The organism is Sphaerisporangium sp. NBC_01403, from assembly GCF_045040145.1.
GTDB classification, from domain to species: Bacteria; Actinomycetota; Actinomycetes; order Streptosporangiales; family Streptosporangiaceae; genus Sphaerisporangium; species Sphaerisporangium viridialbum.
The window spans coordinates 9058838-9072594 of sequence record NZ_CP109534.1; the positions used below are offsets into that span (position 1 = coordinate 9058838).

15 protein-coding genes and 3 pseudogenes are annotated in these 13757 nt (G+C 65.7%); 9 read left to right on the top strand and 9 right to left on the bottom strand.

Features of this window, described 5'->3' with window-relative positions:
* The first annotated feature begins 14 nt into the window (after positions 1 to 14).
* The gene (locus tag OG589_RS40860; protein WP_405144067.1) at positions 15 to 1127 is read left to right on the top strand and encodes a PP_RS20740 family protein; all 1113 of its coding nucleotides are present in this window, start codon (positions 15 to 17) and stop codon (positions 1125 to 1127) included.
* 15 nt (positions 1128 to 1142) lie between these two features.
* The gene (locus OG589_RS40865; protein WP_405144069.1) at positions 1143 to 2234 is read left to right on the top strand and encodes a hypothetical protein; all 1092 of its coding nucleotides are present in this window, start codon (positions 1143 to 1145) and stop codon (positions 2232 to 2234) included.
* Positions 2235 to 2245: 11 nt separating this feature from the next.
* Here the strand turns inward: OG589_RS40865 and OG589_RS40870 are convergent, their stop codons facing one another.
* Entirely contained in the window at positions 2246 to 2806 is a 561-nt protein-coding gene (locus tag OG589_RS40870; RefSeq protein ID WP_405144071.1) for a hypothetical protein, read from the bottom strand.
* Between the two features lie 217 nt (positions 2807 to 3023).
* Here OG589_RS40870 and OG589_RS40875 point away from each other — a divergent pair, with 217 nt between their 5' ends.
* Positions 3024 to 3386, top strand: a complete 363-nt coding sequence (locus tag OG589_RS40875; RefSeq protein ID WP_405144073.1) for an ASCH domain-containing protein — start codon at positions 3024 to 3026, stop codon at positions 3384 to 3386.
* A gap of 155 nt (positions 3387 to 3541) precedes the next feature.
* On the opposite strand, the gene OG589_RS40880 is transcribed toward OG589_RS40875, so the two are convergent.
* From OG589_RS40880 to OG589_RS40900, 5 genes and pseudogenes are all read right to left on the bottom strand, one after another.
* A complete protein-coding gene (locus OG589_RS40880) occupies positions 3542 to 3781 on the bottom strand; it encodes a hypothetical protein (protein WP_405144075.1) in 240 nt (79 codons plus the stop codon).
* 81 nt (positions 3782 to 3862) lie between these two features.
* Positions 3863 to 4866 (bottom strand): annotated as a pseudogene (locus OG589_RS40885) (IS5 family transposase).
* Between the two features lie 286 nt (positions 4867 to 5152).
* Positions 5153 to 5998 carry a helix-turn-helix domain-containing protein gene (locus OG589_RS40890; protein WP_405144077.1) on the bottom strand — a complete coding sequence of 282 codons (846 nt, stop codon included), beginning with the start codon at positions 5996 to 5998 and terminating at the stop codon, positions 5153 to 5155.
* 37 nt (positions 5999 to 6035) lie between these two features.
* On the bottom strand, positions 6036 to 6578 hold the full coding sequence (locus OG589_RS40895; protein ID WP_405144079.1) for a DUF6879 family protein: 543 nt from the start codon (positions 6576 to 6578) through the stop codon (positions 6036 to 6038).
* Positions 6547 to 6924, bottom strand: coding sequence for a hypothetical protein (locus OG589_RS40900; protein ID WP_405144081.1), 378 nt, complete (start codon positions 6922 to 6924; stop codon positions 6547 to 6549). Before OG589_RS40900 ends, OG589_RS40895 begins: the two co-directional genes overlap by 32 nt.
* A gap of 376 nt (positions 6925 to 7300) precedes the next feature.
* Between OG589_RS40900 and tgmA the strand changes: the two genes are divergently transcribed.
* From tgmA to OG589_RS40920, 4 genes are all read left to right on the top strand, one after another.
* Entirely contained in the window at positions 7301 to 7564 is a 264-nt protein-coding gene (gene tgmA, locus OG589_RS40905) for a putative ATP-grasp-modified RiPP (protein WP_405144083.1), read from the top strand.
* A gap of 11 nt (positions 7565 to 7575) precedes the next feature.
* Positions 7576 to 8511 carry an ATP-grasp ribosomal peptide maturase gene (gene tgmB, locus OG589_RS40910; protein WP_405144084.1) on the top strand — a complete coding sequence of 312 codons (936 nt, stop codon included), beginning with the start codon at positions 7576 to 7578 and terminating at the stop codon, positions 8509 to 8511.
* On the top strand, positions 8508 to 9656 hold the full coding sequence (gene tgmC / locus OG589_RS40915; RefSeq protein ID WP_405144086.1) for an ATP-grasp peptide maturase system methyltransferase: 1149 nt from the start codon (positions 8508 to 8510) through the stop codon (positions 9654 to 9656). Before tgmB ends, tgmC begins: the two co-directional genes overlap by 4 nt.
* A 258-nt stretch (positions 9657 to 9914) precedes the next feature.
* Positions 9915 to 10163, top strand: a complete 249-nt coding sequence (locus tag OG589_RS40920; RefSeq protein ID WP_405144087.1) for an ASCH domain-containing protein — start codon at positions 9915 to 9917, stop codon at positions 10161 to 10163.
* 85 nt (positions 10164 to 10248) lie between these two features.
* On the opposite strand, the gene OG589_RS40925 is transcribed toward OG589_RS40920, so the two are convergent.
* Positions 10249 to 10695, bottom strand: coding sequence for a hypothetical protein (locus OG589_RS40925; RefSeq protein WP_405144089.1), 447 nt, complete (start codon positions 10693 to 10695; stop codon positions 10249 to 10251).
* 155 nt (positions 10696 to 10850) lie between these two features.
* Entirely contained in the window at positions 10851 to 11390 is a 540-nt protein-coding gene (locus tag OG589_RS40930; RefSeq protein ID WP_405144091.1) for a TetR/AcrR family transcriptional regulator, read from the bottom strand.
* Between the two features lie 125 nt (positions 11391 to 11515).
* Between OG589_RS40930 and OG589_RS40935 the strand changes: the two genes are divergently transcribed.
* Both OG589_RS40935 and OG589_RS40940 read left to right on the top strand, forming a co-directional pair.
* Entirely contained in the window at positions 11516 to 12397 is an 882-nt protein-coding gene (locus tag OG589_RS40935) for an SDR family oxidoreductase (RefSeq protein ID WP_405144093.1), read from the top strand.
* 791 nt (positions 12398 to 13188) lie between these two features.
* Positions 13189 to 13479 (top strand): annotated as a pseudogene (locus tag OG589_RS40940) (asparaginase domain-containing protein); the annotation flags it as partial.
* Between the two features lie 195 nt (positions 13480 to 13674).
* Here OG589_RS40940 and OG589_RS40945 read toward each other — a convergent pair.
* A pseudogene (locus OG589_RS40945) lies at positions 13675 to 13752 on the bottom strand (MerR family DNA-binding transcriptional regulator); the annotation flags it as partial.
* Between the last annotated feature and the right edge of the window lie 5 nt (positions 13753 to 13757).

Genomic DNA, 13757 nt, shown 5'->3' on the forward strand with positions numbered 1-13757 from the left:
GCGATGAGAGCGTCATGGATGACGACGACTACGCGCTGAAGAGATTTCAGTTCGCGTCGCCTCCGAGTGCGGATTTCAAGAAGTGGCACCGCCCTCGTAAGCAATATGTAAGAGCCGAGCACTGGGGTGCTGAAATAACCAGGCTGTTTGATGAACTGGATGATGATGCACCCTTGCGTTATTTTGGTTTACCGGGACGCGATTTTCTCGACATACGCTACTTCGTACGGGCCTGTTGTGCGGAAAAAGGGCGTCAGATCCGGTTCCTCGGATTTGACAAGGGGGCCGAAGAGAGCATAGAGGATGATCCCGGCGGCCTGGCTTCTCTACGCAGGCACGAATTGGTTCACTCTCGCTCAGCCGTTTTTCGACAGCAGCTTGAGGATCTGGGAAATGTGGGTTCCTTAGCTGGTGAGGAGTTCCGTAACAACGGACCTTTCGATGTCATCAATTTGGATTTGTGTGATGGTATTGCCGGGGTTTCTCCGTTTTCGGACCACGGTATGTACAGTGCAGTCAAAGCGATCTTTGCGTTGCAAAATCGGAGGTCGCGCCCATGGCTTTTGTTCCTCACCACGAGAGTTGATGCTGACAACGTGGCGCCATTTGCCAGGGCCGAAATGATGAGCCTAATCGTCGACAATTTCCGCACATGCCCAGATTTTGTTAAAGCATTGATGCAATATACGCCCGGAGCCCTGCCTGGCTCAGATGGGAGTTTGTCGCGTCCACATGTTCTGCCGGTGGTGGGCCTCTGTAAATGGTTACTTAAGATTGGGGTCTCATACGAATTTGATGTCCTATTCCCGGCCCTCTCAATTTATCGGGTTGTGAATTCAGGTGGGGATCCCGACATGGCATCTCTCGTTCTCAAATTCGTGCCGCAAGTACGCGCAGTATCACAGGATCGGGGCCTGCCCATTGGCAGAGCTATTGCGGTGGATGAGTGCAAGTGGGCTGCCCGGATACCGGAGGCTGTCGCTGGAGCAACTGACCTTGACGAAGTCCTGGCAAGTGATGAAATCACGCGGGAGCGTTTGATCGCTGAGACGGTGGAACTGTTAGTAGAAACAGGTCGTTATGCGGAGGAGGATTATAGGAAGTGGCTTGCTGAAATTGAGACCTAAATATATTAATTGAACATGCCTATTCATTTAATGAATGCTGCCTACCCTGTCCTCACCGACCTGCTCTCCGAACTGCCCATCCCGCCCACCGGCCCGTACCCTGAAGACGTCGACGCCGTTGTGCCACTCCGTACCGGAATCGGCGAAGGGATTCTGATCTTGAGACTAACCCGGCGGGACTTCGCCGCCCTCATCGCCACCGGCGGGCTGGCCGCGCTCCTGCCCGCCTCCCTCGCCATTCCCGCAGCAGCAGAAACCGGCCCCGCCGGCCGGTTCCGCGCGACGCTCGCCGCGCACCAGGCCGGCCACCACCTCATGGCCCCCAACCAGCACATCACCACTCTGGTCGAGACCCTCCGCGACATCGACGCCATCCTCGACACCGCCGACCCGGCCACCCAGACGAAACTGCGCCTGGTCAAAGCCGAGTTCGCCGAACACATCAGCTGGCTTCACCGCGAACGCGGCGACCTCACCCTGTGCCGCCGCTGGTCCGAGCGGGCCACCAGCTGGGCGATCGCAGGTGGCGACACGGCCATGGCCGCCTACATGGTGCTCCGCAACGCCTCCGTCGCCCTGGACGCCGGAGATCACCAAGGCGCGAACAATTTGGCCGAACGCGCCCGCACACTGTGGACAATCCCCCCTGCGCTGGACGCTGTCGCACACCTCTACCAAGCACGCAGCAGCGCCGCCACCGGCATCATCGACACCGCCAGACTCGATGCCGCCGACGAACTGTTCGCCCAGCCCACCTCTCCCGACGAGCCGGCCTACCTACGCTTCTACGGCCCCGGCTGGGCAGACCTGCAACGCGCCACCTGTTACATGGTCGGCGGCCAACCCGCCAACGCCATCACCATCCTCAATGCCCGTCTGACCCGCCTCCCGACCACCCACCATCGCGACCGCGCCCTGCACCTGGCCCGCATCGGCAGCGCTCACGCCGCTACCAACACCCCCGACGCCGCCGCCCTCGCCGAAGCCCACCGCGCCGGATCACAGCACGTCGTCGCCGAACTCCACCCGTTGCATACCCTGCTCACCCAGAGATGGCCTAACCAGCCCAAAGTCCGCGAATTCGCCGAGGCATTCACAGCCGCCTGACCATCCGCGCCTCACTGGTATCCGCCGGGTAGGCGGAGATACGTGGGCCAGGGTCCGCCGCGGTGGTCGCGGTCCCAGATACGTATCTGGTCCGCCAGGGCCTCGGCGAGTACAGCGGCATTCGGCCCGAAGGCATGCGCGCCGAACTCGACCGTGGCCTCGTCCACCTGCCGCAGGGCGAGGTAGGCGAAGCTGTCCTCGTCGACCACGGAGGGGGTGGCGATGGGGTTGACCGGGGCGACGAGGCCGGTGTCGAGGGTGCGGTCCACCGCGATCAGGCAGAACCCTTCCAAAGCGGTCGCCAGCCATAGCTGAAGCGTGTCGAACGGTTCCTTACGGCCGGCCGTCACCCCCGACCATGCCTCCACCCGCGTGGTGTCGAGCGCATCATTCAGCAGGTCGGCGTCGACCGGCCACGAGTCGTCGAACCGAAGGCCGATCTCCCTGCCACGCAGCAGCAGTAGGCGTTCGGCGTGTGCTCTGGCTCCCTGCATCTTGACGAAGCCGCGGATCTTCGCCGACCGGCTGACCAGGTGGTCTCCCGCCCGTACGAAGGTGATCGAGCGGGTCACGCCACGCATGCGCTGTGGGACGCCATCAGTGGGACCTGCGATAGAGATATCCCGCTGACCCCTCCACGAGCGGGTAACGTCACCGCCTGGGACGGTGACGTCGGCTCCTACGTCGACCTGCTCGTGTGTCTGGTCGGCCAGGTGCTCGCCGACCCCGAGCGCTTCTATCGTAGCTACACCACCAGAACGCGACCGAATCATGACCAGGAGGCCCGCGATGTCCACGGGTGTTCGCGCGCGCGAGATGAACCTCTACCGCCGCTACTTTGATCTGGTCGCCGCCGGCCGCAAGACCATCGAGGTCCGCGTCCAATACCCGAACTTGCGCACCCTCTCGGCAGGTGATCACATCCGGTTCGTCTGCGGTCGCGACGACTGCCTGACCCGCGTCAGGCGCGTCGCTGTGTACACCTCCTTCGAGGAGATGCTCGACACCGAAGGACCGATCAACGTCAACCCCGACAGCCCGCGCGAACAACAGCTCGCCAGCATCCGCCGCATCTACGGACCCGAGAAGGAAGCCCTCGGCGTCCTGGCCATCGAGATCGAACGGGTAGCCGCAGCAGACCCTGACCACTGACGTTAATCCGCCAAGTCGTTGAGTCCCTCCGGCACCGTCTGCGATGACCAGACGGAGCCCGTGTGTTTCGCGAGGGCAGCCGTGGTCTCGCCCGGGAGGTCGTCCCAGTGCATGCACATTCGCCATAACCTCCTTGCTTGCTCCAGCATCATGGCCTAAATCTGCGGTGCCGATATCGAGCTGATGGTGATGCCATGCTCGTCCCGCTTGGCGACCACGATGTCCCGGGCGTACGCCTCCTCCAGCGCCGCCTCGGGAGCGAAGAGGTGCCGAGGCACCGTACGGAACGCAGTCTCGACCTCCTTCGACACGATCAGTCCCTCGGTCACCAGCTCGTCCGCGAGCATCCCTCGCAGCTCATCGGCACGGGTTGAGTCGGCGGTCACTTCAGACAAGAACAATCCCTTCTATGCTTCATGTGGTCGTATTTGGCTTACTTCACCGGAAGCGGCCTTAGGGCGCGTATCGGGTTGTGATCAAGGGGTGGTCCGGGTGAGGTCTTTGATCCAGATCATCGCGGCGCGAAGGTGGAGACCGGCGAGGTAGCTCGCGGGGGTCTTGTCGTAGCGGGTGGCGATGCCTCGCCAGGCCTTGAGCTTGTTGATCAGGCGCTCGACGGTGTTCCGTTCCTTGGAGAGGTCGGCGTCGTGGCTGACGGGCCGGCCTCCCTTGCTGCCCTTGTTCTTCCGGTTGGCAGCCTGGTCCCTCTTCTCCGGGATGACTGCCTTGATGTGGCGTTTCCGTAGGTAGGTGCGGTTGCCGCGGGACGAGTAGGCCTTGTCCCCGGCGACCGCTTCGGGTCGGGTGCGGGGACGGCCGACCGGCCCGCGAACCCGTACTTTCTCCAGCACGGGAATGAACTGCGGGCTGTCGGCAGCCTGTCCCGCAGTAAGGACGAACGCCAGCGGGCGGCACTTCCGGTCGGCTGCCAGGTGAACCTTGCTGGTCTGCCCGCCCCTCGAGCGTCCGAGCAGGGCGGCTCTCAATCGGAGCTTGCGGCGGCGACGGACACGTCGCCATTCTTCCCGCTCCGGGTCCTCTCCGGCGTCTCGCCCGTCTGGTTCCTCAAAACTGCCCCCTTTTGCCGGGCCCCGTCCTGTTGGGATGCGGCTTTCTCCAGGGCCGCGACAACGTCGGGGTCCAGGTGCATCCCGACAGCGTCGTGGTGAGCCCGGGCAGTGGTGGAGTCCACGCTGACCAGGGACAAGTCCACCTCGCCCCTCCTCGCGGCTTCCGTGACCAGGCCCTCCAGCAGGGCCTCGAAGATGCCGGCGTCCCTCCACTGCCGGAAGCGGTTGTGGACGGTCGACCAGGCGCCGAACTCCTTCGGCATCTCCCGCCACTTCCCGCCCGTCCTGAACCGCCAGATCACGCCCTCGAACTGCTGCCGCAGCCACTCGGGGTACGGGCCGTAGCAGCCGATCGGCAGGTACGGCCTGATGAACTCCCACTCCACGTCCGTCAGTTGCACTCGCGCCACGCACGAGGATCTACCGGATCAGTCCCTGCCACGAGAGCGAAACCCGCAGATTGATCACAACCCGATACGCGCCCGAGGGCGGCCTTCATATCGCCGGTCTGACGATGCGACAGAGGCCCTCATGGCCGCGCTCACCGCCCGCGCTTCATCTCAGGGTCTGGTGATTGTTCGGCTTCGGACCAAGCTCGCTCGGCGCGCTCTGAAGGGCGGATCGCGCTCCCTGCCGGACCATGAGCGAGTTTACTTGGGCTGACTGAGCAGGACTCGTAGCCGAACACGCAAGCTGTCACGTGTCCAGGGCGGCGATGACTGAGGCGATCAACGTTCGCGCTGATGCGCCGTACACCGCCAACTCTGCAAGCTCGGTGAATGCCCTTGCATACAGGGCGACCTCACGGGGTTGGGTCACGGTCAGTTCCGCGGACAGGGTCTCCACCAGGACCCGTTCCTCATCGAAGATCCAGAATCCGTTGGTAGGCCACATGGCACGGTCACGGATCGGGATGATCCCCAGGCTGATGTTGGAGCGGGACGCCACGGTGAGCAAGCGACCGAGTTGGCCGGCCATCACTTCGGCGTCGCCGATCCGAGTCCGTAACGCCGCTTCCTCCAGGATGACCATGCAGCGTCGGCCGCTGGAGTCAAGGACCTTCTGCCGCTGCAGCCGGGCCTCGACCGCCTGGGCGCTGTCGTCGGGGATCTCCCGGAACGCGACGACGGCGCGCATGAGAGCAAGCGCGTACTCAGCCGTCTGGAACAGACCGGGGATCAGCGACGGCTCGTAGATGCGGAAGCAGGCAGTCCGTTCGTACAGCGGAACCGCGGCCTGCTGGAGTCGCTGCAGGCCAGTGCGCTGCATTCGCCGCCATTCGACGTACATCTCGTCGATGGTGCGGAGCGATGCGACCAGGTCACCGGCCTGGTCATCGGCTCCGCAGTGTCGGCACCAGGTGCTGATGTCATTCTCAGACGGCGTCTGCCGGCCGTGCTCGATCCTCGACACCTTCGAGGAGTGCCATCCCGCTAGGTCGCCGAGATCCCGCCCGGTAAGCCGCGCGACGAGGCGGATCTCGCGCAGGCGGGCACCCAGGGCCTGTTTGGCCTGAACGACGGCGTGTGAAGGCGATGGCATGGTGCTGCTTACCTGGTGTGCAAACAGGGCGGGGGGATCAGGTGGGCGTGTAGTCGCCGTGGTCGATACCGGCCGCCCACACCGCGTCGAACGCCGCCGCGCACAATTTCACCACGTCGGGCTCTTCGCACCATTCCACTCCAGCCCAGTCGCCGTCCCCGGTGAAGTGGTTGAACTGCACCCGATCTCCGTCCAGTAACCAGAAGTCGTTGCCGGGCAGCGCGATCCCGGACGCCAGACGCCGAGGAAGCCACCGTCCCTGTTCGCCCGCCATGAGGTTGGTGAAGGAAATGTCGTACTCGAAGCGGATGTACTCGGTCACCGGCTCTGACACGATCCGGGCCCGCTTGACCTCCACACCTCTGCCGGTCGTTTCCCGCATCAGGCTCAGCCACGGCCGCCACCACGACGCCTCGTCGGCTGGGTCGTAGCGGTGGCCCGCCTTCCATGCCGAGAACATAGGGTCCTCGGCGGACACGGCGTACAGGTCACGCATCTCCAGGTGGACCGCCGACCGCTCGCAGGAACGGAACAGCGCGGTCCACTGGTCAAACGTCGGCGCTTCGGCGCTCCAGCCCACTGGTCACCTCCAGCGCGGTCTTCGGGATCTCGATCACTGTCTCATGGCTGGGCATGTCCAGCTGGGCGAGCACGGCCGGGTTGGTGATGAGCGGCCCCCGGAACACGTACGTTTCATCGCGATCAAGCACCAGGGGCGATCCCGTAGGGACGGCCACGCCCTCCGGCAAGAACGTCATCAGTTCCTTCGGCACCTCGACGAGGGTCTCGTGGTCAGCGTGCGTGAGCTGGCCCAGCACGGTCGGATCGGTCACGATCCAACCTTGGAGCACGTATCTGTCGCCGTCCTCGAACAGCGTCGGCGAACCGCCGTCAATGGTGTCCTTGCCGAGGAAACGTAGCGCCATGGGGCTTCTCCTCCGATCGGGGAGCGGATGACTACGCCACCGAGTTTGTGTGCTGTGCGTTACCGCCTCAAGGAGTTTGCGCGAGTTTGCGCGGCGTGCCGGGGCGGTTGCTCGCTGCATGGGCTGTTCCGCAAAGACGCTCAAACTTGTTGAGCCGCAGGTAGATGCCTTCCTAACGTCAGGACAGGCGCTCCTATCCCTCCACCTGTCCGGACGCTTTGCACCTCACTGCCCGTAACACGCCTCAACTCACCATGACTTTCTGCTCGGCGGCCAGGACAACGGCCGCCGTGACTACGAAATCGGAGGGAGCGCGTGGGTTCGGGCGAATACGAAACTCCCAACTCCTGAGACGTACCGGAGAAAGGACACAGCCATGAACAACCCGTCCGGGCAACCGTGGGGCCTCACCCGATCGGCCCCGTTCGCGTCTCCGACCGCCGCGCCGTACAGGGTCGAACTTGACCCAGTCACCCAGACCGGGCTCTACCGCGACGCGATGACCGGCCGGCTCGTCGAGGCTGGCAAGCACGGCACCAACAAGCAGACCAGCAAGACGCAGCGGACGGGCGGCAGCGGCGATGGAAAGGACCCTCAGCCTTCGGACCAGACCACGGTCACCGACTACGACAACGACTGACGGCCGTTCCTGTGATCCTGGTGCTCACCTGCCTGGACGACCCGACAGCGGACATGGTCATCAAGCACCTGAACGAGCGTGAAGCACACGTTGCGCGGTTCGATCCTGGCGCTGACTTCCCCGCCGACGCCGAGCTGTCGGCATGGTTCGGAGAAGTCCTCCCGCGCGGTGTCCTGACCACACGATCACGGCGGATCGTCCTGGAGCAGGTCCGGGCCGTTTACTACCGGCGGCCGACGCCTTACCTGCCCGACCGCCCGTCGCAGGTCGAGCGGTTCGTCGGGACACAGTCCCGCTTCGGGGTCGGTGGAATCCTCGCGGCCCTGCCGTGTTCATACGTCAGTCACCCGTGGGCGATCACGGCGGCCGAGCACAAGCCCCTCCAGCTCGCCACCGCGCGCCGGATCGGATTCGAGGTGCCTGCCACTTTGATCACCAACCGGGTAGAGGACGCCCGCGCGTTCGCGGCCGAGCACGGTCCCATCGTCTACAAGCCACTGCGAGCCACCCCGTACATCGGTCCCAACGGCGAGCCCAGCACCATCTGGACGGCTCAGGTCCAGTCCGGTGACCTGGACGACAGCATCGGTGGCGCCGCGCACCTGTTCCAGACCCGTGTCGACAAGGCAGCCGACCTTCGGGTGACCGTTGTGGGGGAGCGGGTGTTCTGTGTCCGGCTCGATTCCGACCTGCTTGACTGGCGGCAGGACTACGACCGGCTCTCGTACACGGTCATCGAGCCTCCGCCCGGTCTCGCCGAGGGCTGTCTCGCCTACGTCGGTGCGCTCGGTCTGCGCTTCGGCGCCTTCGATTTCGCGCTCACCGGCGACGGTGTTCCGGTATTCCTGGAGTGCAATCCCAACGGGCAGTGGGCCTGGCTGGAGGACGCCACCGGGTTGCCCATCGCCGCCGCCATCGCCGACCTGCTCCTGGAGGAGCCGACGTGACTGTTCAAGAAGCCGTACGGCTCCGCAGTGCCCTCGCCGACCAGCTCGCCCAGGCCGGATCCCTCCGCGGCCCGGGCTGGCGGGATGCGGTCGAGTCCGTGCCGCGGGAACGCTTTCTCGGCTCGGCGATCGCCGGGGCCACCGAGTACGGCGATCGGTGGAAGGTGATCCACCGCGATGAGGTCACCGAAGACGAGTGGCTGGAGCTGGCGTACCGGAACGAGACCTGGGTGACGCAGATCGACGGGAACTCGGTCGAGGGTGCGCGCGGCACCATCGCGGGAACGCCCACGTCCTCGTCGACGCTCCCCGGCCTGGTGGTGCTGATGCTGGAGGCCGCTCAGATCTCCGACGGAGACAAGGTGCTGGAGGTCGGCACTGGCACCGGCTACTCGACTGCGCTGATGTGTCATCGGCTCGGCGACAGGGCCGTGACCTCGGTCGAGTTCGACCCGGCCGTGGCCGACCGGGCCCGTGACGCGCTCAACGCGGCCGAGTACACGCCCATGCTCGTGACCGGTGACGGTCTCGCGGGCTATGACAAGAACGCCGAGTACGACCGGCTGATCGCCACCTGCTCGGTGCGCTACATTCCGATGCCGTGGATATGGCAGGTCCGCGACGGTGGCACGATCACCGCTCCGCTGACCGGGTGGATGCGCGGAGCCGCGTTCGCGCATCTCACGCTCGGTGACGACGGTACGGCGAGCGGGCGGTTCCTTAAGGACGACATCTACTTCATGACCGCCCGCCCCCACGGCCCGCCGCCGGTGGCCTCTCCTTACCTGGCGAGCGGGGAGGTGAGGGAGAGCCGGGTGGATCCGCGGGTCCTGGACACTCCGGCCGGGCTGTTCGTGGCACAGCTTGCCGCGCCGTCGGCGATGCGGCTGGGCGGGGGTGACGAGGTCACCCTGTGGGATGTGGCCACTGGTTCGCAGGCCGTCATCGGGCCCGATCCGGCTGGCGGCTGGACGGTCCGCCAGCGCGGGCCGCTGCGGCTGTGGGACGCGGTTGAGGACGCCATCTTGGTCTGGCAGAGCGCCGGCTCTCCGCACCAGTCCGCGTACGGGCTCACCGTCACCGGAGACCGTCAGTATGTCTGGCTGGGCGAACCCGACGGGCCAAGCTGGAACCTGCCTGTCTGAGCGAGGTGAGAAGGATCCGATGCGCGGGAGCGGGCTGGCGCCGACCTGAAGGCAGGTCAGCTGCGTGTCGAAGTCGCTGATCAGAGGCGGGAAGGTACCGGCGCGGCCCGGGACCAGACCCTGGATGCTGGACGTCACCTCCTGGGACGGTGACCTCGACTCCTATGTTGATGTCCGCTGGCGGTAGAAAATGCTTGGGGTCGGCGAGCATCTTGCCGACGAGCCAGACGAGCTACACCACAAGAACTGGACCGGATCATGAGCAGCAGGCCCGCGATGACCATTGGTGTGCGCGCCCGCGAGATGAACCTCTACCGCCGCTACTTCGATCTGGTCGCCGCTGGCCGCAAGACCATCGAGGTCCGCGTCCAATACCCCAGCCTGCGCACGCTCGCGGCAGGTGATCACATCCGGTTCGTCTGCGATCGCGACGACTGCCTGACCCGCGTCAGGCGCGTCGCTGTGTACGCCTCCTTCGAGTGTGGACGAGCACGTAATAATTCGTGATCGCCGACAACCTGGGAATGGTCCAGGCCGAAGGCATCCTTTCCGGTTTGGAAATCTTCCTCTACCGGCCACCTGCGTCCGGCGATCATGATGAGGGTTCGCAGCGTGACTGGACGCCCTTGGGCGACGAAGCGCAGGTAGAACGCCACCTCACGGATGCCTTTTCGTTGGGGACCACGCTGCGTCGGATCAGCAGGTGGCGGCTGGGATCGGCCGTGCCGATCCAGACCCAGGCGTAGCGGCGTTCTCCCTTGGAGCCGGCCCCGCACGAGTCGATGACCCAGTCGCGGGCGGTGAGCATCTTCGGCGCCGAGTCGGCTCTGGCCTTGGTGCCGCTGGTGAGGGCGATCGGGGTCGACTTGGAGATGCCCAGCATGTAACCGGTGTTCACCTCGGGGGTTTCCAGCCAGGCGCGCAGGCCCGGGTGAGGACCGTATACCTCGTCGCCGGTCACCCATGCCGGTAGCCGGCCCTCGGCGTGCAGGTCGGCCAGGATCTGCCGGTCCAGCTCGGGTTTGGTCGCGAATCTCACCTGCTCGGGCACCCGGGGTTGGGCGTCGACGGTTGTTGGCCGCTGCCGCCACGCGGACAGTAGCAAGCGGTTCGAGCCCGTGAGCGTCCATAGGCGAGCCTGACGAGCGATAGGTCGATGCGCAAGCAGCCGATGAGCGGGTGAGGTTTGCCCGGTCAGCCCAGCGATGCGCTCGCCGCACGCAGCTCGTCCAGGGCCGCCAGGACGTACCCGGCGAGCTCGTCCTTGGCGCCACGGTCGCCCTCGGACCATTCGGCGTACCCCCGTTTGAAGGCGAGGACGCCCAGCTCACCCGCGAGAGCCGCGGTCGGATCGGGTACGCCGCGGGCGACCAGAGCGGTTGTCATCGCGGCCGCGAGGCTGACGCTCTTGAGGGCGTCACGCTCTTGAAGCTCGGCGCTGGCGGCAACGGCCGCCTTCAGGCGAGGGGCGAGCTCCCGATTCATGGGGCCCATCGCGCTCGATGCGCGCTCGAGACCGGCAGCGACCGCCTCGAGCGGGCTGGCGTTACCGGGCGCCTCGCCGATCCCCTCGGCCAGCAGCCGACTCAGCGTCTCCTGTTTGGCCACCAGCAGCTCGCGCTTATCGGAGAAGTGCCGGAAGAAAGTGCTTTTGGTGACCCCGGCGCGCTCGGCGATCTGCGCGACCGTCGTGGCGTCGTACCCCTGCTCGGTGAACAGGTCGACGGCAGCCACGATGAGGCGTCCGCGCGCCCCTGGTTCCCACCGACCCATGGCGTCCATCATACGCGATGGGACTCTTGTCCCGTCACCCTGCTAGGGTGACGGGACAAGAGTCCCATCACTTGCGGGAGGGTTCCATGCGCGTCTTTGTTACCGGTGGCACCGGTCTGATCGGGTCCGCCGTCGTCGCCGAACTGCTCGGCAACGACCACACCGTCCTCGCCCTCGCCCGGTCCGACGCGTCCGCGCTGGCCGCCGAGGCCGCCGGCGCCGAGCCGCTCCGGGGAGCTCTCGCCGACCTGGACATCCTTCGCGCCGGCGTTGCTCAGGCCGACGGGGTGATCCACCTGGCATTCAGCAACGACTTCAGCAGCCCCGACGCCCTCGCAAAGGCGGTCGCCGAGGAAAGTGCCGCCCTCGCGACCCTCGGCGAGGAACTCGTCGGCAGCGACCGCCCCTTCGTCACCGTCTCGGGTACGCCCTATGTGCCGGGCCGCGCCTCCACCGAGGCCGACCCGCTGCCGACCGACGGGCCGGTCGGTGGTCGTGGCCGCGCGGTCACGGCGGTCCTGGGCTTGGCCTCGCGCGGAGTCCGGAGCACGGCCGTACGCATGCCGCGCACGGTTCACAACCAGGGCACGGGCGGGTTCGCCGGAATGCTGACCGGCATCGCACGCCAGACCGGCGTATCCGGCTACCCGAGCGACGGCGCACAGCGTTGGCCGGCCGTGCATGCGCTCGACGCGGCCGTCCTCTTCCGGCTCGCCCTGGAGCAGGCGCCGGCCGGTAGCTCCTGGCACGCCGTGGCCGACGAGGGAGACAAGGTGCGTGACATCGCCGCGGTCATCGGCCGACGGCTGGGCCTGCCGGTCGAGTCGGTGCCATCGGAGACCTACGGCCCTCTCGGCCCGATCTTCGCGAACGACCAGCCCTCGTCCAGCACCCACACCCGGCAGGCGCTCGGCTGGGAGCCGAAGCACCCGCACCTTCTGGAGGACCTGGAGAACATCCAGCCCTGACCGGCGACCGGGACGATCGGGCAGACCCGCTGCCGGCGCGAGCGCCGGCAGCGGAAGACCCTCACCTACGTCATTCGCGACCGACCGTGGGGGACCACGGGCCGCCCCGACGCACCCCGCCGGGCCTTCGGCATGCCCACCACCCTCAACCGAACATCAACAGGAGTCGGCAGGCTCACGGATCAAGATCATGAAAGATTGTTTGATCAGTCACTGGCCACCCGATACAAGCGAGGTCAGCTCTTGTCGTTGTGATGACATGAGGGAGTAATGATCTGCATCGTGGATCACTCGGAACGGGACCGAGTCCCGGTCGCGGGTATGGGGGCTAACGTCAGTCATGTCCGAACAAACGGAAGTACCCACCACGAGATGGCCTCAAAGCGCGGACGGGGAACGAAATGCTTCGTTACTGTGCAGTGAATAATCTTGCGAGCCTGCTCATCAACGTGAGGCGATTGACGCTAGCCGCGCTGGTCATCCTTATTTGGGGGCTCACCGCCTCGACGCAGGCAAGCGCCAACACAGTGACTGTCCGACAGGGCACCCGCGGGACCGTCGTCTTCGACGATAACGGCCCCGTTAGGCTCCACATGGACAGCGGGAACGGCAAGCAAAACAAGGTCTACTCGGCGGTGAACAGCCCCACCGTCATGCATGGCATGCAGCAGATATCGATCAGCTCCAGCGGAAAAACTAATATACAGGCCGCTATCTGCAGGAAGAGGTATCGCGTCTGCAATATCTCCCAGAGGATCAGGGGACACAGGCGGTAACTCCCCATCTATCGCATCGAGGAGACGGCATACCTTCTTGATCTGCTCCACACCGAGCCCACCCCGCTCGTGATGACCGGTGCAATGCGTAACCCCGCCGTGGCCGGTGCGGACGGCCCGGCCAACCTGCTCGCCGCGATCCAGGTCGCGGCCCACCCCGCCTCTTGGGGACGCGGCTGCCTGGTCGTCTTCGCCGACGAGATCCACGCGGCGGCTGGCGTGCGCAAGATGCACAGCACCAGCGTCGCCACATTCGCCTCCCCCAACGGCGCGGCGCTCGGCTACCTGGTCGAAGGCCGGACACACTTCCTGTCGCCTCCATCCGAGCGGGTCACCGTGCGGCTGGCATCGGAGGCGAGCTTTCGCCGGGTCGCGCTCGTCACTGCGACCCTCGGCGACGACGGCGACATCCTGAAGGCGATCGCCGAGCATGTGGACGGCCTTGTCGTCGCGGCCGCTCTGGTCACGCCGGACCTCGCCGGCCAGCAACCCCTCACGCTCGTACAGCCGCAGGGTGTGCACGCTCAGCCCGGTGCGCTGCGCCACCTCGCCGATACTCAGACTCGCGTCCTCCACCATGCCGA

Bases quoted from the DNA above. Each gene is read 5' to 3' on its own strand.
- OG589_RS40860 (WP_405144067.1), top strand. From the start codon at position 15: ATGGATGACGACGACTACGCGCTGAAGAGATTTCAGTTCGCGTCGCCT.
- OG589_RS40865 (WP_405144069.1), top strand. From the start codon at position 1,143: ATGCCTATTCATTTAATGAATGCTGCCTACCCTGTCCTCACCGACCTG.
- OG589_RS40875 (WP_405144073.1), top strand. From the start codon at position 3,024: ATGTCCACGGGTGTTCGCGCGCGCGAGATGAACCTCTACCGCCGCTAC.
- OG589_RS40890 (WP_405144077.1), bottom strand. From the start codon at position 5,998: ATGCCATCGCCTTCACACGCCGTCGTTCAGGCCAAACAGGCCCTGGGT.
- OG589_RS40900 (WP_405144081.1), bottom strand. From the start codon at position 6,924: ATGGCGCTACGTTTCCTCGGCAAGGACACCATTGACGGCGGTTCGCCG.
- tgmA (WP_405144083.1), top strand. From the start codon at position 7,301: ATGAACAACCCGTCCGGGCAACCGTGGGGCCTCACCCGATCGGCCCCG.
- OG589_RS40920 (WP_405144087.1), top strand. From the start codon at position 9,915: ATGAGCAGCAGGCCCGCGATGACCATTGGTGTGCGCGCCCGCGAGATG.
- OG589_RS40935 (WP_405144093.1), top strand. From the start codon at position 11,516: ATGCGCGTCTTTGTTACCGGTGGCACCGGTCTGATCGGGTCCGCCGTC.